At 40.6% G+C, this 21,777-nt stretch carries 24 protein-coding genes, 1 tRNA gene and 1 pseudogene; 7 read left to right on the top strand and 19 right to left on the bottom strand.

Going from position 1 to position 21,777, the window contains the following annotated elements:
* Positions 1 to 33: 33 nt before the first annotated feature.
* Entirely contained in the window at positions 34 to 897 is an 864-nt protein-coding gene (locus ON09_RS03230; RefSeq protein ID WP_010599625.1) for a YicC/YloC family endoribonuclease, read from the bottom strand.
* Between the two features lie 203 nt (positions 898 to 1,100).
* Between ON09_RS03230 and ON09_RS03225 the strand changes: the two genes are divergently transcribed.
* Both ON09_RS03225 and ON09_RS03220 read left to right on the top strand, forming a co-directional pair.
* The gene (locus ON09_RS03225) at positions 1,101 to 1,775 is read left to right on the top strand and encodes a hypothetical protein (RefSeq protein ID WP_157258821.1); all 675 of its coding nucleotides are present in this window, start codon (positions 1,101 to 1,103) and stop codon (positions 1,773 to 1,775) included.
* Positions 1,776 to 1,780: 5 nt separating this feature from the next.
* Positions 1,781 to 2,491 carry a hypothetical protein gene (locus tag ON09_RS03220; protein WP_010599623.1) on the top strand — a complete coding sequence of 237 codons (711 nt, stop codon included), beginning with the start codon at positions 1,781 to 1,783 and terminating at the stop codon, positions 2,489 to 2,491.
* 105 nt (positions 2,492 to 2,596) lie between these two features.
* Here ON09_RS03220 and rnc read toward each other — a convergent pair whose 3' ends face one another.
* From rnc to ON09_RS03205, 3 genes are all read right to left on the bottom strand, one after another.
* Positions 2,597 to 3,325 (bottom strand): ribonuclease III, encoded by a 729-nt coding sequence (gene rnc, locus ON09_RS03215; RefSeq protein WP_010599622.1) that lies wholly within the window; start codon positions 3,323 to 3,325, stop codon positions 2,597 to 2,599.
* Between the two features lie 94 nt (positions 3,326 to 3,419).
* The gene (gene fabF, locus ON09_RS03210) at positions 3,420 to 4,673 is read right to left on the bottom strand and encodes a beta-ketoacyl-ACP synthase II (protein ID WP_010599621.1); all 1,254 of its coding nucleotides are present in this window, start codon (positions 4,671 to 4,673) and stop codon (positions 3,420 to 3,422) included.
* Between the two features lie 21 nt (positions 4,674 to 4,694).
* Positions 4,695 to 4,931, bottom strand: a complete 237-nt coding sequence (locus ON09_RS03205) for an acyl carrier protein (RefSeq protein WP_008508386.1) — start codon at positions 4,929 to 4,931, stop codon at positions 4,695 to 4,697.
* Positions 4,932 to 5,089: 158 nt separating this feature from the next.
* Between ON09_RS03205 and ON09_RS03200 the strand changes: the two genes are divergently transcribed.
* The 5 genes and pseudogenes from ON09_RS03200 to ON09_RS03180 all read left to right on the top strand — a co-directional run bounded on the left by ON09_RS03200 (position 5,090) and on the right by ON09_RS03180 (position 9,313).
* Complete coding sequence (locus ON09_RS03200; protein WP_010599620.1) at positions 5,090 to 5,509, top strand: IPExxxVDY family protein; 420 nt, start codon at positions 5,090 to 5,092, stop codon at positions 5,507 to 5,509.
* Between the two features lie 151 nt (positions 5,510 to 5,660).
* A pseudogene (gene pyk, locus ON09_RS03195) lies at positions 5,661 to 7,090 on the top strand (pyruvate kinase).
* Positions 7,091 to 7,284: 194 nt separating this feature from the next.
* The gene (locus tag ON09_RS03190) at positions 7,285 to 7,491 is read left to right on the top strand and encodes a GIY-YIG nuclease family protein (RefSeq protein WP_010599619.1); all 207 of its coding nucleotides are present in this window, start codon (positions 7,285 to 7,287) and stop codon (positions 7,489 to 7,491) included.
* A 41-nt stretch (positions 7,492 to 7,532) separates the two neighbouring features.
* A tRNA-Ser gene (locus tag ON09_RS03185) sits at positions 7,533 to 7,617 on the top strand.
* 328 nt (positions 7,618 to 7,945) lie between these two features.
* The gene (locus tag ON09_RS03180) at positions 7,946 to 9,313 is read left to right on the top strand and encodes a site-specific integrase (protein WP_010599618.1); all 1,368 of its coding nucleotides are present in this window, start codon (positions 7,946 to 7,948) and stop codon (positions 9,311 to 9,313) included.
* 56 nt (positions 9,314 to 9,369) lie between these two features.
* Here the strand turns inward: ON09_RS03180 and ON09_RS03175 are convergent, their stop codons facing one another.
* The 15 genes from ON09_RS03175 to ON09_RS03105 form a co-directional block, all read right to left on the bottom strand.
* The gene (locus tag ON09_RS03175) at positions 9,370 to 9,651 is read right to left on the bottom strand and encodes a hypothetical protein (RefSeq protein WP_010599617.1); all 282 of its coding nucleotides are present in this window, start codon (positions 9,649 to 9,651) and stop codon (positions 9,370 to 9,372) included.
* A complete protein-coding gene (locus tag ON09_RS03170) occupies positions 9,644 to 9,925 on the bottom strand; it encodes a helix-turn-helix domain-containing protein (protein WP_029204074.1) in 282 nt (93 codons plus the stop codon). The genes ON09_RS03175 and ON09_RS03170 overlap by 8 nt, the downstream gene beginning before the upstream one ends.
* Before the next feature lie 278 nt (positions 9,926 to 10,203).
* Positions 10,204 to 11,064, bottom strand: a complete 861-nt coding sequence (locus ON09_RS03165) for a hypothetical protein (protein ID WP_010599615.1) — start codon at positions 11,062 to 11,064, stop codon at positions 10,204 to 10,206.
* 359 nt (positions 11,065 to 11,423) lie between these two features.
* Complete coding sequence (locus tag ON09_RS03160) at positions 11,424 to 11,858, bottom strand: hypothetical protein (protein WP_010599614.1); 435 nt, start codon at positions 11,856 to 11,858, stop codon at positions 11,424 to 11,426.
* Positions 11,859 to 11,867: 9 nt separating this feature from the next.
* Complete coding sequence (locus ON09_RS03155; RefSeq protein WP_010599613.1) at positions 11,868 to 12,668, bottom strand: DUF4099 domain-containing protein; 801 nt, start codon at positions 12,666 to 12,668, stop codon at positions 11,868 to 11,870.
* A gap of 7 nt (positions 12,669 to 12,675) precedes the next feature.
* Entirely contained in the window at positions 12,676 to 13,911 is a 1,236-nt protein-coding gene (locus ON09_RS03150) for an ArdC family protein (RefSeq protein WP_162097931.1), read from the bottom strand.
* On the bottom strand, positions 13,880 to 14,404 hold the full coding sequence (locus ON09_RS03145) for a M23 family metallopeptidase (RefSeq protein ID WP_157258820.1): 525 nt from the start codon (positions 14,402 to 14,404) through the stop codon (positions 13,880 to 13,882). Before ON09_RS03145 ends, ON09_RS03150 begins: the two co-directional genes overlap by 32 nt.
* A gap of 79 nt (positions 14,405 to 14,483) precedes the next feature.
* Positions 14,484 to 14,906, bottom strand: coding sequence for a hypothetical protein (locus ON09_RS03140; RefSeq protein ID WP_010599610.1), 423 nt, complete (start codon positions 14,904 to 14,906; stop codon positions 14,484 to 14,486).
* 29 nt (positions 14,907 to 14,935) lie between these two features.
* Entirely contained in the window at positions 14,936 to 16,975 is a 2,040-nt protein-coding gene (locus ON09_RS03135) for a type IV secretory system conjugative DNA transfer family protein (RefSeq protein ID WP_238533593.1), read from the bottom strand.
* 6 nt (positions 16,976 to 16,981) lie between these two features.
* Positions 16,982 to 17,821: a DUF4138 domain-containing protein gene (locus tag ON09_RS03130; RefSeq protein WP_010599608.1), complete on the bottom strand. Its 840-nt coding sequence runs from the start codon at positions 17,819 to 17,821 to the stop codon at positions 16,982 to 16,984.
* A 5-nt stretch (positions 17,822 to 17,826) separates the two neighbouring features.
* Positions 17,827 to 19,050 carry a conjugative transposon protein TraM gene (gene traM / locus ON09_RS03125; protein ID WP_010599607.1) on the bottom strand — a complete coding sequence of 408 codons (1,224 nt, stop codon included), beginning with the start codon at positions 19,048 to 19,050 and terminating at the stop codon, positions 17,827 to 17,829.
* 6 nt (positions 19,051 to 19,056) lie between these two features.
* On the bottom strand, positions 19,057 to 19,443 hold the full coding sequence (locus ON09_RS03120; RefSeq protein WP_010599606.1) for a hypothetical protein: 387 nt from the start codon (positions 19,441 to 19,443) through the stop codon (positions 19,057 to 19,059).
* Positions 19,440 to 20,063 (bottom strand): conjugative transposon protein TraK, encoded by a 624-nt coding sequence (traK, locus tag ON09_RS03115; RefSeq protein WP_010599605.1) that lies wholly within the window; start codon positions 20,061 to 20,063, stop codon positions 19,440 to 19,442. The genes ON09_RS03120 and traK overlap by 4 nt, the downstream gene beginning before the upstream one ends.
* 1 nt (position 20,064) lies before the next feature.
* Positions 20,065 to 21,195: a plasmid transfer protein gene (locus tag ON09_RS03110; protein WP_010599604.1), complete on the bottom strand. Its 1,131-nt coding sequence runs from the start codon at positions 21,193 to 21,195 to the stop codon at positions 20,065 to 20,067.
* 4 nt (positions 21,196 to 21,199) lie between these two features.
* Positions 21,200 to 21,777, bottom strand: a 578-nt coding sequence (locus ON09_RS03105; protein ID WP_010599603.1) for a hypothetical protein, incomplete at its 5' end; no start/stop codon positions are given.

The raw sequence follows: 21,777 nt of genomic DNA, 5'->3' as shown, positions 1-21,777 counted from the left end.
GCTTTAGTCTTTGAGCTTTAAGCTTTAAGCTTTTTATAATACGTTTAATAACTGTTCTTTAATTTTTTCTAACTCCTCTTTCATGCCAACAACATATTGTTGCATTTGTGCATCGTTTGCCTTTGCACCCATTGTATTAATTTCTCTTCCTATTTCCTGCGAAATGAAACCCATTTTTTTACCGTTTGCTTCTTTACTGGCTAAGGTTTGCAAAAAATAATCACAATGACTTTTTAACCGTGTTTTCTCTTCTGTGATATCAATCTTATCGATATAATAAATCAGCTCTTGTTCAAAACGGTTCTGATCGATATTAACCTTACCTACTGCATCTTCTAAAAACTGAGAAAATTTATCGCGGATTGCTGCAATTCTTTTCGGTTCCAGTTCCTCTACTGATTTGAAGTAAGCAAGAATATTTTTGATTCTTAACTCTAAATCGGCTTTCAAAACCGCTCCCTCATCTTCTCTAAATCTGTTAAAATTGGCCAGGGCCTGAGTAAATATTTGATATAAATGATTCCATTCATCTTCACTCACGCTTTCTTCTTTGTAAGAAATTACATCGGGAAAGGTTAAAGCCGTTTGCAGGAGGTTAGTACTATTTGCACCTAATTCCGAATTGACAGAAACCAGTTGATTGTAATAATGACTTAATAAAGCAGTATTAATAGTAGCCCCGGTAACTTCTCCACTCGATCGCTCTACGTTAATGCTCAAACTCACTTTACCACGTTCGATATCTTTGCTACAAACGTTGCGTAGAATTAATTCTTTATCGGAAAAAGCTTTAGGATATTTTAAATTCAGCTCAAGAAATTTGCTGTTGAGTGATTTGATTTCGACACTGTACTTTGCATTTGCATAATCGGCTGTTGCTAAGCCGTATCCTGTCATGGATTTTATCATGCGCAAAGATAGAAAAATTAGTTTAGAGTTTATTGATGAGGTTTGCGCTTATATCATAGCGAATAAACTGGATGATCCGGTACATGCATTAACGTTTATTTAACAAATTAAAGGTTAACAAATGTTAATTTTACAGGAAAATTAAACCTAAAATGAGGGCATTTTTTCTGTTATGGTTAGTCTTCATGCTGATGACAATTGGCAGCAGAATTTATGCACAAGATGTTTTGGTCAAAGGAGTAATCATAGAGAAAGGTACGAACATTCGGATCGCTTTAGGTGTTATAACCAATAAGCATTCGGGGAAAGCGGTTGGCAGTAATGATTTAGGCCTATTTAATATCAAAGTTAATTTGGGAGATACCCTATTAATTGAAAAGAGAAACTTTGTTTCTCAGCAAATTGTGGTGAATAGCAATAAAGATATTCTGATTTATTTAATTAGATCAAGCGTTACCCTGGATGAAGTAACAGTAAAAGGGAAAACAAAAATTGAAGACCTGCAAGAAATCAGGAGAGAATTTAAGCGCCAGGGTTCTTTTTACGAAGGTAAACCACCCTTAGCTTTGCTTAATCCACTAAACGGAAGTCCGTTGACTTTCTTTTATGAACTATTCGGCAAAACACCAGCTAAAGCACGACGTTTTAAACGGTACTATGATAAAGAAATAAGGTTAATGCAAGTGGATAATTTTTTTAATAAAACCCTGGTTAGTAAGCATACGCCTCTGGAAGGAAAAAATTTAGACAAATTTATGCTTGAATATTCACCTACAGCTGAAATGGTGAAACACTGGAACAATTACGATGCTGTAAATTATATAAAGTTATCTGCTAAAAAATTCGCAGATACTTTAAAAAATTAATACGAATGAAATTTTTAAAACTTGCAATCTTACCGCTAATATTAATCCTCATTAGCTTCAGTTTAAAGGCCCAGGACTTTATTGTTAAAGGCGTGGTTTTTGAGAAAGGGGCTAACATCCGCGTAGCACTGGCAGAAATAACCAATGAACGTACGCAAATGGGCGTTGGCAGTAACGACCTTGGTTTTTTTCAGCTTAAAGCCCGGGTTGGAGATACACTTTTAATTACTAAGCGGAACTTAACCGATCAACGGATTGTTGTGCTTGGAACGCAAGATATCCTGATTTATTTGGTTAGGGAAAGTACAATGCTAAATGAAGTGACCATTGTCGGCAATACAAAAAAACAGGATCTTGAAGATCTAAAGCGAGAGTTTCAGAATAAGGGTGTGTACAATGGTGGCAAATCATCCTTTCTGTCTGCTATTTTCCAACCTTTAAACGGCCTTTACAATTTGATTGGCAAGGAGCCAAAAAATGCCAGAAGATTTGGAAGATATGCTGATAATGAACTGAAACAGTCGCAGATTGATGTGTATTTTAATCAAACTATCATCAAAAATAATACGCAGTTAACTGGCGATACACTTGAGCGGTACATGTTGGATTGTCGTCCGGAATTTGACAAAGCGCAATACTGGAATAGTTACGATTATATCAAATACATAAAAGAATCATCAAAGAAATTTACAGATACTTTAGGAAAAGGAAAGTAGTTTCCAGTCGGCAATCTGCGAATCGCAGTTTTCAGCTTGTAAGTTTACATTTTTCAGTTAACCACTTTACCCGATTAACTAAGATAAGCTAATAAGCGATCAAGCTTATATAGAAAGTGCTTCACATGCCTTTTCTGCAGCCAGTTTTTCTGCATTCTTTTTGTTGTAATCTCTACCTGTACCATGTTTTTCTCCATCAACTATGGCACTGATGGTAAACAGTTTTGCACTTTCACCTTCTCCATTTTGTACAAGTTCAAAGGTCACATCTTTACCGTGGCGCTGACACCATTCGATTAATTTACTTTTGAAATTTGTTTCGGTAAGTTCTAGAGTATGGATATCGATGTGCGGTTTAACAATTCTACGCAATAAAAATTCTTTGGTGAAATTGTATCCTTTATCCATGTAGATAGCACCGACAATGGCTTCAAAAGCATCGCCTAACATCGAATTATGCTTGGTTTGAATACTTACCGAACGCTGATCGAATTGAATAAGCTTATCAAATCCAATTTTTTTTGCCAACTGGTTTAAGTTTGCCCGGTTCACAATTTTAGAACGCATTTCGGTTAAAAAACCTTCTTCCTTGTAAGGATAGTGTTTGAAAAGCAATTCTGCTATTACAGAACCCAGAACCGCATCACCTAAAAACTCTAAACGCTCATTGCTACTTCTGCTACCGTTTTTTAAAACCTTCGCCACAGAACGATGTCTGAACGCCATTTTGTATAGCGTAACATTACCAGGTACAAAGCCCAAAATATTCTTCAGCTTTTTTACAAACTCCTTTTCGGGAGAGAGATAAAGTTTATATAATTTTAATATCGGCATTAAATAAATAACACAATTAGCGGCTAATTAGCATATTTAACTAAGTTATCTATTTTTAATTAGCATACAAAATTATATAGCAAAGCTGCGTATTTTAATCTTCGTATTTCTTGAAAATCACTGAAGCATTGTGACCACCAAAACCGAAAGTATTACTTAATGCAGCTCTAACTTCGCGTTTTTGAGCTTTGTTGAAAGTAAAATTTAGTTTAGGATCAAAGGCAGGATCATCTGTAAAGTGATTAATTGTAGGAGGTACAATATCATTTTGAACAGAAAGAATTGCGGCAATCGCTTCAACAGCACCGGCAGCACCCAATAGGTGACCAGTCATTGATTTTGTAGAACTGATATTTAAGCGGTAGGCATCTTCACCGAAAAGATCAGCAATGGCTTTGGTTTCGCTAATATCGCCAAGCGGCGTAGAAGTACCATGAACATTGATGTAGTCGATATCGGCAGTAGTTAAACCAGCGTCTTTTAAAGCGTTAGTCATTACCATTCTGGCACCTAAACCTTCCGGGTGCGGAGCGGTGATGTGATTTGCATCAGCACTCATTCCGCCACCAACAAGTTCTGCATAAATTTTTGCACCTCTTGCTTTTGCGTGTTCAAGTTCTTCCAAAATAATAGTTCCTGCACCTTCACCAGCCACAAAACCATCACGATCCTTATCAAAAGGACGAGATGCTGTTTGAGGATCGTCATTACGTGTAGATAATGCATGCATGGCATTAAAACCACCCATTCCTGCTTCGTTAATAATGGCTTCAGAACCACCGCTGATAATCACATCAGCCATACCCAAACGGATATAGTTGAAGGCATCAATCATCGCATTGGTAGATGAAGCGCATGCCGAAACAGTTGCAAAATTTGGCCCACGTAAGCCATATTTGATAGAGATATGCCCTGGAGCGATATCAATAATCATCTTCGGAATAAAAAATGGATTGTATCTTGGCGTACCATCTCCCTTAGCAAAATTCGAAATTTCATCTAAGAAAGTTTTCAATCCACCTATGCCAGCACCCCAGATTACGCCGATACGGTTGGTGTCTAATTTTTCGAAATCAAAACCACCATCCTTTACAGCCTCTTCTGTTGCAACTAACGCATATTGTACAAACGGATCAAGCTTGCGGGCTTCTTTTTTCTCCAAAAAATCTTCCGGATTAAAGTTTTTTACCTCACATGCGAATTTGGTTTTGAACTTCTCAGTATCAAAACCTTTAATAGGAGCAGCGCCACTCACCCCGTTAGTCAATCCTTCCCAAAAATCAGGAACATTATTGCCTATAGGAGTGAGCGCACCCAACCCTGTTACTACTACTCTTTTTAATTCCATTTATACTGAAAAAGCGTAATTCTATTTAACGTTTTTTTCCAAATAAGCGATTGCTTGACCAACTGTACCGATGGTTTCAGCCTGATCGTCAGGAATAGCTACATTGAATTCTTTTTCAAATTCCATAATTAACTCTACGGTATCTAAAGAATCTGCACCTAAATCGTTGGTGAATGAAGCCTCTGGCGTAACTTCGCTTTCGTCAACACCTAGTTTTTCTACGATAATAGCCTTAACTCTTGAAGCAATATCAGACATAATTTTATAATTTAATGGTTAAATAATTCTGTGCAAAGAAAAATAAATTCTTACAATTTTCAAATGTTTTTATTTCGACACGTATTTTTGGTGTCTTAATAACACAGCGAATATAGAATTAGTTTTTTAATTTCGTTCTGTAAATAATTTATTTCGATTTGAACAGAACTTACCTGAAATTAACGTTAGACCTTGATTTTATACTAATTGCGATTACTGCGCCCCTGAAAGACTATGTGCTTTGCCACAAAATTAATACGAGGTTAAATACGCAATTTGAGAAAATTGATGACCACGAAATATTTTTTAACATTGATGAACCTGCCTGGTCTTTTTCGAAATATTACTTTTTTGTGGAGCAGGGAGAAGTTGAATATTATCTGATTAGCAACAGAAGCAGCGATGGATTACTGGTTCCGGAGATGGGAAATGTTGATTTTTTTATTATAATTAAAGAATTTATCGATAAGGAAGATCTCAATTATTTGATAAACGGATTAAACAAACTACCTGATATTCAGGTAGCTGCAAAAATAGACCCTACTAAATTAAAAAGCAAAGAGAATTTGGTAATATAAAAATTATATACTTGGTGTATTAAATACACTATATTTGAGGGTTATAAACAACGAACAAAAAAACAAAATATATAAAATTTAATGCAGTTTAATTACTTTAGATAATTAATTAGCGCTTTCTGAAACTGCATTGCTAAAATCAATTAATTAAATGAAACCTTTTCATTCCAGAACTAAAATTGTAGCCACGCTTGGCCCGGCATCAGCAAAACCAGATGTATTATATAGTATGTTTAACGCAGGTTTGGATGTTTGCCGTCTGAATTTTTCACATGGTTCTCAGGCAGATCATCAGGCAGTTTTAGACACCATCCGCGATTTAAACAAGAAATACGATTATAACGTTGGTATTCTTGCTGATTTACAAGGTCCGAAAATTCGTATCGGATTAGTAAAAGAAGGTGGAATTAACCTGATTAACGGTAAAACTACCATTATCACTACTCAAGAATGTATTGGTAATGAAGAGCGTATTTATATCACTTATCAAAACTTCCCTCAGGATGTTCAGGCAGGCGAAATCATTCTTTTGGATGACGGTAAGCTACAAATGAAAGTTTTATCAACCAATCTTAAAGATGAAGTGGTTTGCGAGATTGTTCACGGTGGAATTTTAACTTCAAGAAAAGGGGTAAACCTTCCAAATACTAAAGTTTCTATTCCGTCTTTAACTCCAGAAGATCGTGAAAATTTAGAATTTGTTCTTGAAAATGATGTAGAATGGATCGGTTTGTCTTTCGTTCGTAAAGCTGAAGATATTATCGAACTTAAAAATATTATTGCTGAACGTGGCAAAACAGCTCGTGTAATTGCAAAAATTGAAAAACCAGAAGCCATTGCGAACATTGATGAAATCATCGCCGTAACGGATGGTATTATGGTTGCCCGTGGAGATTTGGGTGTAGAATGTCCGATGGAGGAAGTTCCTTTGTTACAGAAAATGATTGTTGCCAAATGTAGAGCAGCTTCAAAACCTGTAATCGTAGCAACGCAGATGTTAGAAAGCATGATCACGACACCTCGCCCTACTCGTGCTGAAGTAAACGATGTGGCTAACTCTGTTTTAGATGGTGCTGATGCTGTGATGTTAAGTGGTGAAACTTCAGTTGGAGAATTTCCATTGATCGTGATCGAAACGATGCAAAAATTATTCAAAACATTGAGCAGAATAACTATCCATTCAATCCTGATAAATTCCTTAAACCGAAATCACCTTCGTTTTTAAGCGATGCAATCTGTGACTCTGCTTGTTTCTTAGCTAAGCAAACCAATGCAGTTGGTATTGTTTCGATGACATTGAGTGGCTATACAGCTTTTGAAATTTCTAGTCACAGACCAGAGGCCTTAACATTCATTTTTACAAGCAATAGAGCGCTTTTAAATGCAGTGAGCTTACTTTGGGGAGTTAGAGGTTTTTACTATGATAAGTGGGAAAGCACAGATAACACCATTATTGAAGTTAACGAATTCTTAAAAAGCAAGAAATTGGTTAAACAAGGTGATATTTTAATTAACACCGCTGCGATTCCAATTGAGGCTAAAGGTAAAACCAATATGTTAAAAATTACGGTTGTTGATTAATTCCAACATCATTAAAATAATAAATGCTTCCAATTCATTTTGGGAGCATTTTTTTTGAATAAAAAATATATTTTTGCAATCCATTCCGGGAAGGTGTCTATCCAAAGGACCCCTATGGGGAGTGGTCGATCGAGCACGCTTGGAAAATTTACTACAACTTTTTAAAAAAGTAGTATACTTGCTTAAAATGTGTTATGTTTTATAGTTACATTTTAAAAAGCTTAAAAGACGGAAGATATTATTACGGTAGTACCGAAAACCTAGATTTGAGATTGATTAAGCATAATAAGGGAGATGTGAAATCAACAAAAGGAAGAAGACCTTTTATCATTCATTTTTACGAAGTGTTTGGTACAAGAAGTGAGGCTTTCAAAAAAGAGAACAATATTACAAATCAGTAAATGGTTACATTTATTTGAAAGAACAAAACATTATATAATCCGGAGAGGTGTCAGAGTGGTCGATCGAGCACGCTTGGAAAGCGTGTGTACTTCACGGTACCGCGGGTTCGAATCCCGCCCTCTCCGCTTTTAAGACTTTAAATCATCTATTGATTTATTCTACTTAATAAGCTTTGATATCTAAAATTAGGCTTTAAACCGCTTAGAGGGCACATTCCATCAATCACTCTGTGTGAAAATTTAAAATTTAAGAGATACTATTTTTCCTTTGAAACACTCAAATTTTGCAAATTCACCCAGAAAATTTGTGTACTATTTGTGGCACATTTGTTTTTAGAAAAAAGTGCCACAAAAAACAGCTCAAGGAGTTGATTATCAAGCAGTAAAACAGGTTTACATCTTGTCGTTAAAAGACCGAATTTCTAAATTTAATAACTAAAAAATTTTAGAAACTATGTTACAAGATGTAAGTGTGTTTTTTTTTCAAAAGACACCGAGAAAACCACAAAAGATTCGGTACATATATTTGCGTGTACTGGTTGATGGGATTGCTAGGGAAAACTCAACAAAGAGAAAATGGCCAGCAGATAGGTGGGATCAAAAATTGGGGCGAGCAATAGGAACTAAGGAAGATGCACGGATACTTAACACCTATCTCCAATCCAAAGAAATTGAAGTTTTCAAGGCCAGAGAGACCTTACTCAGAGAAGAAATGCCAATATCCGCTCAGGATATTATTGACATTATAAATGGAAGAAGTGGAAATAAAACCAAGGTTTTAGAGGAATTTCAGGTACATAATGACCAGATGAAGGCCTTGGTTCGTACCAAAGAAAATCCAAATTTAGATTTCGCGCCCGGTACTTATGAGCGTTATGTAACAGCGAAATCACACGTGGCTGAATTTATCAAATTTAAATATGACAGGGATGATCTCGAATTTGCCCACATTGATTACCAATTTGCCAAAGACTATGAGTTCTATCTTAAAACAGTAAGGAAATGTGCGCACAACACGGCCTTGAAGTACATAGCCAATTTCAAAAAGATTGTTTTAATTGCAAAAGACAAAAAAATAATCAGAGATGATCCTTTTGCGAGGTATAAGAGAAAAAAGCTAAAGAATAAAAAAAATCCGCTGACATGGGAAGCTCTTCGGGTGATTGAAGAATATCCTTTTAGCATTGAAAGACTTTCAGAAGTCAGGGATATTTTCATTTTTCAATGCTATACGGGTCTGGCGTATGCAGATGTAAGAAACCTTAAGAAAAAAGATATTATAAAAGACCGCGCAGGAAAGCTGTATATTGATTCCATGAGAGTCAAAACAAAATCAGACTTTGATGTTCCGCTTCTGCCTACCCCGATACGGCTACTGAAAAAATACGAGATCCATCCCTTTTGCCAATCTACCGGTAGGGCAATGCCAGTGATATCAAATCAAAAAATGAATGCCTATCTAAAGGAAATCGCCACAATTTGTGCATTAAAAATGAGCGACTTATTCATTCCTGATCTCCACACACATATGGCCAGGCGGACATTTGCCATCACCGTAGCCTTAAATAATGGTGTTTCGATTGTAGCAGTGAAGGAAATGCTTGGTCATGCCACTGTGAAGCAAACGGAGGAATATGCAATAACAGAAAAAGATTTTGTACATGCCGAAATGCAAACACTCGAACTTACAATAGAGAAACGTAAGAACATAAGCCTGGATAAAGGCGAGCTACAAGACCGGAATATGAGCTTGGAAGAGCTTATGCAAGAAATGGAAAGGCTCAAAGCGCAAATCGAGGAACGACTCGCCAATCCGATTTAATCTACTGTCGTCATCTAAAAGATCCTGACTTGTTGGCTCAGGATCTTTTTTCTTGGTTAAAATTTAAGTTTTATAGTACTCTTATATCCCGGATGGTATGATGGAAAATATTCAATATATCCAAGCGCTTGCAACTGTTTCAAATATTTGTGATAGGTTGGCAAACTTTGTAAATGGGCTAACTTCATTATATTTCGACGGCTCACATGTATAACCTTAACTTCACACTGAAAATAAGCAAGTTGCAATATGGCTAACATCATTACAAGATGGTAGATATTTAAGTTTTCATCATTCATAAGCGCCTGAATTTTCTTTATCGTCTCTTCACTATTCATTCTTTCGATCTTTAAAAAGTTTTTCCAAGTCCGCTAGATTATAGTAATAAGTACCCATGATCTTTTTATAACGCACCTTACCTTCAATCCTTAAGTTTTGGACAGTTCCGGGTGACATATCCAGCAGCTTACGGACTTTCGTCGTTTTAATCCAGTCCTGTAATGGTTCCGGAACAGATGTTGGTATTTGTATTTTTCTAATTTCTTCCCGTAGGACGTTTGTCAACAACAGGCTAAACTGATGCAGGTCGTCCTTTGTAATCTCTTGCTCCATAGACATTATGTATTAAATTTAAAAGTGAATTTCTGCGCATAGTTGCGAGTTTTGCTTTTCCTTATTTCCAGAAGTAATACCATACCCAGAATAAGTGATTTCCTGAATGCCCGCTTGTATAGCCAAACATTCACTAAAATCTCTAAAAGGAATCCTTGTAATCATTCATCAATACAAGATATAGATGGCCACCATTACTGGTGACCATCTATTATTAACCGAATGTTTTGAGCCATTCTTACTTGGCTCAACTGGTAAATTTCAAATTGTGTCTGCAGTTAACGCTCTATACCTTCGCCAGACGAACTTAAATTCTGGCCATCTTCCCAGGGAAACCTATCCTCACTCGTTCTGGTATTGATTTCTTTCGCCAATGCAGTCTCTTTTGATTCAACAACGTCAGCCTTATTCTCCTCAACTTTTTTAGGAAATATTTCATCCTGTCGGATCGTGGCCATAGATTTATCATAAACATCAAGCCCTTTGAACTGTGGATTTGCTGTAACAAATACGGCGACAGATTTTTTTCCTATAACAATATCGGCCTGGGCAAGATTACCATTCCTCAACATCCTCATCATGCCTTCCTTTCCGGTTTCGGTTAACCCCTTAAATGGATATTTATCGATTGATTCAGACAGGTCAAATTTAAACTCGGGATAAAACTTTTTCAGCGGATGGTTACCATAGGCATCCTGAACATCTAAGCTCAGCTTAAACCACACTTTTTTCTTTTCAGTTGCTTCACCGCTTTCGCTTTTCGAATAAACATCACGCTCTAGAGAGTTTCCTGATAATAATTTATAAGCTTGTAAAGCGGTGATTCGGTTGTCTCTTTCCAAATCGAAGACTTGTTTAATCGGCAAAGCACCTCCAGCTTTGAGCAGCGTCACCTCATAATCGTTTAGAAAATACATGTCACTTTGCTTGGAACGGTTAAAATTGAGCAGCACCCGCATTTGATCACTGCCAACTGTGGTCCCCTTTTGCGCCTGCGCAGGGGTGTAACTTTGATTTATGCCAAGTGTAAAGGCAGGAATTTCCCTTGAGATTGCTGACTCGAGCACATCGTTCAACTTTGTTCCAAAGCCAAGATAATCAAGGCTTTTTTTAAGGTATTCTAAATTTTGCTCATTCATAAATAATATTGAATTGTAGTTAATAAATTAAAAAAGCCTGAGCTGCTGCTTAGGCTCGGGGGGATGGTATCCATTCTCTCTGGCCAAATGCTCGCCAAGGACAGTACAGAGGCCCTGGATAGAAGTATATCCACATTCCCTTAGAATGGCCGAGAAAAGAAAGTGTGATTTATATCCGGTTGGGGAAATGATAGTGGACTTTGAACGAAACTCAAGGTGAACAGCTAAGGGTTCCTTTCCATCTAACCTTGGAGATGGCCAGTAATAGTAATAGTCTACATTCACCTCAAAAACGAACACGCGGACATTAACGTTTTGGTTCTGCTTGAAAATTCGAAATCATAGGTTGGAAGATATAATTAAAGGAAGATATTCAGGTTAGTTCTAAAACCCGAAATCCTGCAAAATCTGCTTAATGAAAACATTTCAACGGGACATGAAAACGCCTTTGACCGGTAACAAAAATGAATGCGGGTAGATACCAGCAAAAATAGAGCATCGGTATTTTCAAGCCAGAGGGAAACCCGGCATGTTAACACCCGTGCCGGAAGATCCTTCCCGAATCCAGTCTTAAATCTTGCATTGAAAAAAAGTCCGGCAATAACTAAAATGGTTTCCATATCCGGACAGATGCCGAGCAAAACTATGGCAATCGCGTTATCGGAAGATATATTTTTGTCAATCAGTTTAAACGGCACATCCCTTTTTTCATAGAAAAGATACGCATGCTTAATGGCCACTTCCGGAAGATCCGACGGAATATAATAGCGAAACCCATCAACTTCTGTCCACATCGCTTCCACTTACCGGCTCGATCCCAGGCCCAGAGGGCTATAATAATCCTTTTTCAGATATTCAAGCTCAACTTGCACCTGTTGTTCTGATTGTACGCCTTCCGATTTCCTCATTTCCAAAAATGCAGCTTCAAATGCCGGTGAGAAAGGCTGCTCCTGAGCGGTGGATATCTTCAATGCCGCAATATTTTCTAAGAGAAAACATGGCGACTTCTCTCCATCAGACATTGAAAAAATCAAAGCTGAGCGGGTGGATATAATCCCTTTAGGAAGCGAAGAGATATACTGAAACTTAGTTCCATCGCTGAGCTCAACAATTTTTCCATGCGCAAAATCCTGACGCTGTTGCTGAGCAAGTTTTTCACCATTAACCTGAAACGGTACCATTACCCTTTGGGGATCATAAGAGATAAATTCTTTCGTTTCGCCATCATATTCAAATACAAGGGTTTGATCTGCTCCTGTTTCAGCATCGTGAACGACCTTAACCAGATTGGTTTGCTCACCTGTCAATATCGGCCACAGCTCTTCCTCAGTCATTCCCTTAGCCATTGTAATTTCTTTATAGATCGGATGGAGCATGAGCTCATCACCCCAACGCTCACTCTGGTGGAGGGAAAGTTTCACATCCAGGCTTTCAATAGTGAAAGCCTCACCAATCAGGTTTTTTAAGTTGACCAGCGAAGTACGTCTCCCTGCGAGCAAGGCAGTAATATCTTCCACGGATAGCAAATGCTTGCCATCCTCATAAAGCCCAAGTCTGGAGAGCTCTGCCACTGGCAAAGCTTCCAGGATATTCATTTTTTCCATAACACATTTATCTATTTATTTCAGAAGAGTGGTCATCGGACCTTTCAGGAAAAGCGTGCTGGTGGACCTGAGATTCTTCTCTGCCCATCTGCGTTTTTAAAAAGGAAAGGGCACTATAAAGCTTGTCCTGCTGGGACAAGGTGAAAGCATGACCGTTCAGGCTTTCTACCATCTTAAGCCTTCCTTGCTTTAAGTGTCCGAGCACTTCGTAAACTGATCCATTGTACTGAATTTTATCTCCGGTGGTTAAATAATTAATTGGTTTTGAGGGCGGGGCGTTTAAAGCGCTCAATGAATGATCCTCTTTCGAAAGTTCTTTTCCTTTCTCCAGGCCAATTACGTAACCGAAAATCCGCTCAGCATCCATTGAGGCGGAAAATATTTCAAATGGGTTATTCTCCAAAATTGATATCCAGCTTTCCACATAGGCATAGTGCTGCCCAGGATCATGCCCGATACCCAGTTCCTGACCCAAGAGCATGGATGCAATCTCTGCCTTGAGTTCTTCCCTGGCATAACTTTCACTTCCAAATCCTTCACCCATATCGCGGTTTAGCCTCTCGGGATGCCCCGTCCAATGACCAAGCTCATGCAACAACGTAGCATAATATTTGTCCCCCGCAGAAAACCAGTCCTGATGAGGAAGGGTTATAGCATCGTTTCTGGGATCATAGAAAGCATTGCCTAAGTTTTGGTGGTTGATAACCGCCGCCGAGGAGGAAATCAGCTTTTCAGCACGCTCAAGTGGCTCCCATTGTCTGCCTGCCTTTTCAAGTTCAAGCTTTGGCATTCCTTCAATCTGGTCCGCATTAAAAACATAGGCATTGCGCACTATCGCATGGGAAAGCTGCATTTTTTCTGTGATTGGTTTACCAAGTTCATCATGTAACACCTTACCTGATGCATCACGCTTGGTCCGTTCGTCGGTGGTTTTAACGAACTGAATCATCATCGATTTTTCCCCCTTGCGAACCTGAAACCCGCCTTCCTCGGCCTGCTTATAAGTCATCCATCTTGGATCTTCCCTACCGCTCATCAATAATGATATTGAATTTATGCCCCGGTATCGCTTTCCACTCTGCAGATTATAAGGCAATTCAAAGGGCAGTCCGCCTGCATCCCAGGGAATCTGCCATGGGGCGGTACCAGCCTTTAAAGCTTCTACAACTCTTTGCGCAACCTGAACGTGCATTGGCTTAGTGACCTCCTTCTTATTCATCCTCTGGATCCTCCCGGTCCGCAAAGTCAACCCCGTACAGAATAGATTCCTGCTCGTTTAGCGCAACTTCTTCCATCATCACGAGCAGTTCTAGTTTTTGCCGCAAGTTTAGGTAAGTCGAGTTTTCCATAATATTTTCTTTATTGATACTGGCCTGGTAATAGCGCTGGATGAAAGAAACCGGGTCTAGATAAGTACCATTTGATTTAAGTGAGAAATGAAGGTGCTCCCCTGTTACCCGCCCGGTACTTCCCGTAACAGCTACAAACTCGCCGGATCCAACCTGCTCGCCCTTGGAGACCAGCAAAATCGACAGATGCCCATAGATGCACTCCAGTCCGTCTTTTTCGATCCTGATAAATTTTCCCAGGATTGGGTTATAACCTACCTCTGATATCCTTCCCGCAAAAAACGCATACACAGGCTCATTTCTCGCCTGAAGGTCAATTCCCCTGTGAAAATCCTGCTTATGCGTAACCGGGTGGATTCTTTTTCCAAAACCGCTATTTATCCTCATGGCATTCAGCGGCATCGCTAGCTGTGCGTTCGCCTTCAATACCAGAACCGATAACACAAAAACTAACGGGATACGACCGCTAGCGTTCAAAAACCTTGTCATGATTGATATCTTTGCCGAGGTCTATAGAAAGATGCTCTTCCAGAGAGACTGTGCTATGCTTTAGCACTTCGGGATTGCTGAGCGCAATCTTCATTGCTGCAGACTGATGAAGGTAATCAGCGTGTTCCTGCTTCATATTGATGTCCAGCAATTGCCTGAATGTATCGCCATCCATTTCCCTCACCCCGGTCATAATATCCTGATAGAGGTCCCTTTTATCCTTGAGGACCAGTAGCGCATCTGAAGAATACCGGCCCAATTCGCCGGATGAAAAGACAACGTTAGCGGTGCCAGATTTCAAATCGGCCATCGCGATAATTCCAATTTGGCCCTGCTTAAAGATAGGATCATTGGCAAGCGCGGGGCTAATGGCCACGAGCTTACCTGTTAGTTGTTCCATGGTAATAGGATTTAAAAATTATTGATTGGTTACCTTTTTATTCCCCCGGCCATGGAGGATTTTGGCGTCTCAGCAACTTTACTTCCTTCAGATTTGAACTGCTTTATGAGCTGGCTGACCTCTTCATTGATACGTGTAAAATTCTCTTTTAAGACTTGATCCTTCTTACCGCCAAAATCGTAATAGACCGGCATCTGCACATAGGACTTTTCTTCCCTGGCGATCTCATCCATGTCCAGGTTTACCCTGCAATTGATGGCCGAGGTTTCATATTTCCCCGTATAATCCTCAACAGCATCCGCTGCGAGCATCCCAACGAGCTCACCTGCTTTTAGCGAGGCAATTTTTCCTGCCGGAATTAATGATTCCAGTTTTTCTGAAAGCGATACTGACGTCTTGGCCCGGTCGATAGAAAGGCTTTCCGATTGCTGCTTAACTTTACCAAAAAGCCGCTCCAGCCATTCCAGGGTGTCCTTGTTTCTTACCGAACCGGATAGCACGTTTCCAACCACAGAAATAATCGTAGTAGCGGTATCTTTTCCATATTGCTGCTGAAACTGGGGCAATTCCTGAAGTCCCATTAAAACCGCTACCTTGTTTGATCTTGCCGTTGCAATGAGATTTTCAATTCGATGCACAAATAGCGTCGGCAGTTCATCAATGATCAGCGCGGAAGGAAGGTTGCCTTTGGAATTGATGAGCCTGGTGAGCCTGTTGAGTACCACAGAATAACATGCAGAATTGATATTTTGGGTATTGGGATCATTGGCCAGTACTAAAATTGAGGGTTCTTCCTTTGAAGAAATCTTTAGATTAAAGTCATCACCGGAGAAAACCCAAAACGTTTCTTTAGTGGCAAGCCTGGATATAAATACCTTTAGTGTTCCAATCTGTCCCTCCAATTGGTTAAAAGCCTTTGCCTGCCAGGCCGTTGCAAATGGCGAAAGCAGGCTTTTAAGTTCAGGGTTTGAGAAAAGCACCGAAAAGATCTGCTCATAGCTGCAGTTCAAAAAGGAAAGCACATGGGGAAAGGTTGAATATTTACCGTGTTCGTACTGCGAAAAAAAGTAGATACAGGAGGAAAGAAAGTTGACCGCACTCTGTGTAAAGAACTGATCGCTTCCCCCTGATTTATCGCCTTTCTTGAGTGCCTCCACAAGTGCTTCCGCTGTCTCTCCGGCATCGGCCAGGGTTAGGATATAGTCTGGCCGGAGTACATTTATTCTTCTGCTTCGCTCAACCTGGGTCAGATTGATTACATGAAAACCAAAAACAGATAACCTTCCCTGTTTCTTTCCGAGCAGGTAATGATAATATGCTATCTGGCCAAGATCGGGAAACTTATAATCGTAACAGCATATGCAAAACTGCTTGGCGACGAGCTGTCTGATAAAAGGCATCACAATCCCAAAACTTTTTCCAGAGCCAGGTGTGCCAATGAGCAGGGTACCCCTGAAGATATTCTCAATATTGATAAACCCTGAATGAATTTTCTTTCGGTAATAAAAAAGGGAAGGAATGGTTACCGCGAATGGTCCTTTCACCGGTTTCCGAGCCTGCATGAATGACTCTTCCTCGGTATTCCATTTATCCTTTCCAAAAGAGGAACTGATGATCTTGGAAACATTATCCATCGCGAGGTGCACCAGAACAGTTCCTGCGAGCAAGCTCACAATATAGCCCAGGTCACAAAAGCTTGTACGGTAATAAATCTCCCTACCAGCCTCGCCAAAGAAAAAGATGCTGGATCCCATCAATAGAAGTCCAGCTGTCAGAGGATAAATAATGGCTCTCGTAGGTTTTAAATCTTTTTCCTTTTTACTTAAGGTTCCAATAGATACCAAGGAAATAAGCAGCAAAAGGAAAAAGCGGCTATAGAAGGGATTTTCATATATCGCTATCCGTGACATGCGAAACAGTAACCCTGACAAGCCATTAAGGAAATTGACTTTATCCACCAACAATTTCGGCGCATAAACGAACATCAATATGTCAAGCAATACTGCCAGATAAATCGCGAACTGGAGGAAGTGGTGCAAACTTTGTTGCTCTTTGCTTTCTTCCATCATGCATCCCTAAAAAGTATCCGCCTCCAGCATATCCGAGTATCTGAGCGCCACGCGAAGGTTTCGACCTGAAATCTGCTTTTCGGAAAGCTCAATATTGAATATCTTGTCACCGGGAAAAGTTGCCTTCTTCAGCACATAGATATTCCTGTAGGATTTTTTGAACCTTTCAAAAGGATAAAGCTTATAAACCGGGCTGACCTCCACTGACTGAACATTGGTAGACTTATTGATTTTCCTGTCTTCAATTTTAAACCTGAGTTCATCTACATCAAATGGTAAATTAGTTTCATTGCTGAAGCCAAGATCAAGCAGCACAAAATCCCCCAGAGCGCGTATCTGGTTCACCGTTATTGAAATCCCAAACATCGATTGCATGCTAATCGGCTTCTTGTTTGGCTCGTTTAATAACCGTAAGGCATTCATCCTGAAATCATTTTGGGTAAGACTAATGCCAGAAATATCCAGTGGCCGGATAGCTGAGGGCAAAATATTTACCTGGGTGGATATTTGCCCGGAATCGGAAGCCTTGAGAAAAACCAGCTTATATTGGGCAATAAAACTTTCCCCGACTATTGTCACCAGGCCGGCATCGTTGCCGGACAGCAGTGAGGATATTGAATCCGGAACTGCCTTGACCCTTAGTATATTCTTTTCGGGAAGATCGCCAATCATCGCCGCACTGGACAGATCAACATAAGAGATTTTTTCTGGAGAAATAAAATGTAGTGAAACCGAGCCAGAAATTCCCACTGTTGGAACCTGGCTGAGATTTACCGCATCAGTTTGCTGCGCCCGAAGACTTGCGCTCAGCAGAAGCATCTGGGCAATTAATAATAATGTTTTCATATAATTCAATAGGATTGTTGTTTTCTTTTTAGCTCAGCTGGATCAACAAGAAAAATCTGGGTATTGTACTTAACCTTTACTTTGTTAGACCGGATGAGTTTATTAACCGCGGTTGTGGTGGACTGGAACATCTTGGAAAGCACCCCCATCACCAGCTGATTGTTATTCTCAGCCATCTGTTGAATGGTAATCCCCTGCGAGCTGGAAGCGCCTAAATCCCTGGTGAACTCCCGAAATGCTGATGAGGGAACATAAATTCCGGGAAGGCCGTCGTTGTCATAAACCTGCAGGTTTACCGGCAGGATCTCTCCTTCATGAAATACACTTGAGATTAGTAGTGTAACCCGTTGTGCCGAAAAGCCCGAAATCGTGGCGTAGAGATAAGTACCTTTTCTGATGAGGAATTTTCCTGCCAATACTTCATCGGTTAGGCGGATGCGTAAACGTGAACCGGAAAAACCGGTAATATCCTGATCGATAATTGCTGATATTGGCCGCTGCTGCTCGGAGGAAACGATTGTATTAAAAGCGCCTGATGCTGAAATAGAACGCCTGACCGGGATGACTATTTTACCCTTCTCTTCCATTTCAGCCAACCTGCTTTGGCTTTCCTGCTCCCGCTTTTCAGCAAGAGCCGGATCGTTTGCTTTTCCCATACTGTCGACAAGCGCCATCTGCTGGCGAAAGAGTTGCATGGGATCCGGCTCCTGCTTTGAAGACCTTTGTTCCTGGACATCTTTTTTCCCCTGTTTTATCTTTGAGAGCGCATCGGCTAGCGCTTTGTCCTGCCGGGCGCTGGATGATGTCCCCTCACCGGTATACGTTGCGCTGGAATAAAAACGGCTGGTTGCTTTAGAACTTTCGGATCCCTGCACCCCATATTTTGCCTTCATCACCTGATCGATGGAATCCAGCATCCGCTTTTCCCTTGAGTTGTAGGAAGAAGTCACTTCTGCGGGCTGCATATTTTCTTCTCCAATGATACCAACTGCAGTATACCCATCGGCCTGTTTGAATTTACTTCTAAAGGCATCAAGCTTGCCCGAAATCGCCTGCTCGCGAACCTGGGCTGAAACGCCTGCCACCTGGGTCTGCAAAGAATCCTTCCCCACGACCTGAGCGCCCTCTTTGCCATAGCTGCTTTTATAGACATAAAAAAAAAGCATTAAAAATGGGAGGCAGATTAATGGCAACGCATAACGCGGCTTTCTGAAATCTATTTTTTTCATAATTTATTATTTTTTGGTGGTCACCGAGCTATCAATTTCTCCCAGCAACTGCTCCATCAATAGGGAATCCTTTTTATCCAGTGAATCTTTTGCAAGTAGGACTTCCAAAGCCGACCTGATTTCGATGACTCTTTGGAGTTTGCCTGCCGTTTTCCCGATTGCGCCAAGATTCCCCTCTATCTTGCTGAAAAATTTGTTTTGTTTGGGTAGCGCTGGGCTCTCCAGCCTGAGCAGGGTAAAGCACAATACAAGCGAGCAGAGCATCAGCGCTACCATTACGCAGAAAACTGGCTTTGGATTTTTTATAGTGAATGCAGCAACAACTCTTTGCATGCGCTCAATCAATCCAGAGAACTCCGACCTGAGCGCAGATAATACCGTTACCTTTTTCATTGGAAAGCATTTTTTTCAGTAGTAAAAATATCCTGGTTCTCCAGCGTCTTCCAACGCGTGATGAGCACGGCATGAGGATTGTTTTCCGAACGCGTCTCCAGATCCTTTAGGGTGCCTTCAGTGACTAGGGATCTGGTTATTGTAGAACTGCGCCGGTCAATCTTCTGTGTACCGTAAAAACGGAAGTACATTTTTTTCTCATCTAAAAAAATGGAATCCGTGCGTAGGGTCAATACTGCGGATGAAGAAAGAACGGAGGTAAAAAAACCTTTCTCCTTCAAATTATTGTACTGCAGTGCACCACTTTCATCAATCAGATACATGGCCTGTTTCATCTGGTACTCTATGAACTTATCATCCGGGACGAGTGAAAAGAAAAGTGAATGGAACCTTGCAATATGTGCCCGGTATTCTGCCGCCCGGTTCAGCTGCACATCAGTTTGCTTTGCCATAACCGGTGTTCCGGAGGGGTCAAGGATATAAATGCGCTTTCTGGAATCGCTCACATAGCCATAGGCAAAAAATGAAACAGTAGCCACCACACAGAGGCAAAGAATGAAGCTGCCCAGGGAAATAAAAGTCGCCAGGCGAATTTTTGATTCTATATTTTTTATCATCATCTTATACCCCTCCCATCATTTGTCCGGCGACGCGGGTCATACTCGATGCGCCCCTACCCATTGAACTTGCTGCTGAAGAAACCCCTGAGGTTGATACAATCCAGGTGGATATGCTGGGTACAGTGAGCATGGTGAGTGCGCCTATGACAAAGGTTACAATCACCATTCCAAAGGAAAGCACGCCGTTACCTGCAAACCAGCCCAGTTTTTCCAGGCTCGCTCCGCCTGTACCAACAAGCTCCTGATACCTGGTGATCTCTGCTTCCAGGGCATAATGCTGAAAAAGTGAAGCAACATACATCACTAAGTAGGCGATGCCCGAATACAGGTTGACCGATATGAACCTTGCTAGCCAAGTCGAAAACGAATCCCTGAATGCAGGTAAAATAGATACTGCAACGGAAAAAGGGCCCAGAATAATTAGTATGGTTGAAAATATAATCTGAATGATAAAGATGATATAGGTACAAATCCTCAAAATCCAGATGGCAAGGGTTTCCAGGAGCGAAGTCGCCAGCAGCTGAAGGCTTACCTGCAGGCGGTTTCTCATCTCTACGATTGGATTCCAGACCTCAGAAAATCCTTCTTTTACAGAGGACCTGACAGATTCCCAGGCATTTTCATACCAGGTATCTGCTTCAGTCTTTGCTGTCTCGGTCTCTGCCTGGACCTTCAATAACTGATCAGAGACCTCCATCATCAGCTTTGCCCTTTGCAGCCTGAGATCATTTATCTCTGACTGGCTGCCATCGAACATCGCAGAGGTCTTCTGTTCGACAACATCAGTAGGATAAGCAAGAATTCTGGTGAATATGCTCCACCACAGAATAACCATAGTTAAGCCAAATGGGCGAAGCAGCGGCATAATCTCCAACTGCTTATCGCCCGAAATCATTTCATAGCTCTTGATAGCAAAAAAAATAAGCATGAAAATGGCGGCCAGTGCTTGCGCATCTGCGATAAATGCATCGTAATGCGTCCAGATTGTATTTTTCATTTCATGCAAAAAATGCATCATCCCTTCTTCATATACCCCATTTCCCTGCAGGAAATTGAAGGTATCTTTAAACGAATCGGGCGAAGACTGCACAAAAAAACCGGCAGTGCCGGTCATAACATTTGTTAAGCCCATAAAATTAGAGTTTTGATTTTTTCAGGATGTCGTTTGCAATCTGGATATCGCTTCTGGAAGTCACGGGGGAACTGGTTTCGCTATTCCTGAGCTTTTCCGCGACGCCTTTAGTATTCAGGTAAGTTTTTACCCTCGACTTTTTCATCTCCCATCCGGCCCTCAGTTTGCGGTACTCCGCCAGCATCCTGTGATAGGCCATTATCCTGGAGCCACGGTCAACGCTTGTTGTTCTCGCCAGCTGGAGTCTTTCCAGTAACGCTTTGCTTTCCTCCAAATACCAATCGTATAGACCATTAGAGACAAAATATTTCTTTTCTCCTGAAGAAAGCCCCGAAAGCAGATCAGCATCTGAAAGGTTCAGCAGCTCTTCAAACTCCTTTCTATAATAAATCTGCCAAAGTGGGTCTATAGCGCTCAGCGCCGCTGAATAGTTTACCGCCTCGCTAAGGGCAGTATTGCGCAGAGTATCAGCATGGACTTTATAGCTATTGTCTGAATTTTGCATGGCTGCAGCAAAAAGGAGCCGCTGAGTTTGCGGCCCTACAGGACCAAGTGGCCTTAGATCTGTCTTGGGATAATTCG

Source organism: Pedobacter agri PB92 (assembly GCF_000258495.1).
GTDB classification, from domain to species: Bacteria; Bacteroidota; Bacteroidia; order Sphingobacteriales; family Sphingobacteriaceae; genus Pedobacter; species Pedobacter agri.
This window is presented reverse-complemented; position numbering and strand designations above follow the sequence as displayed.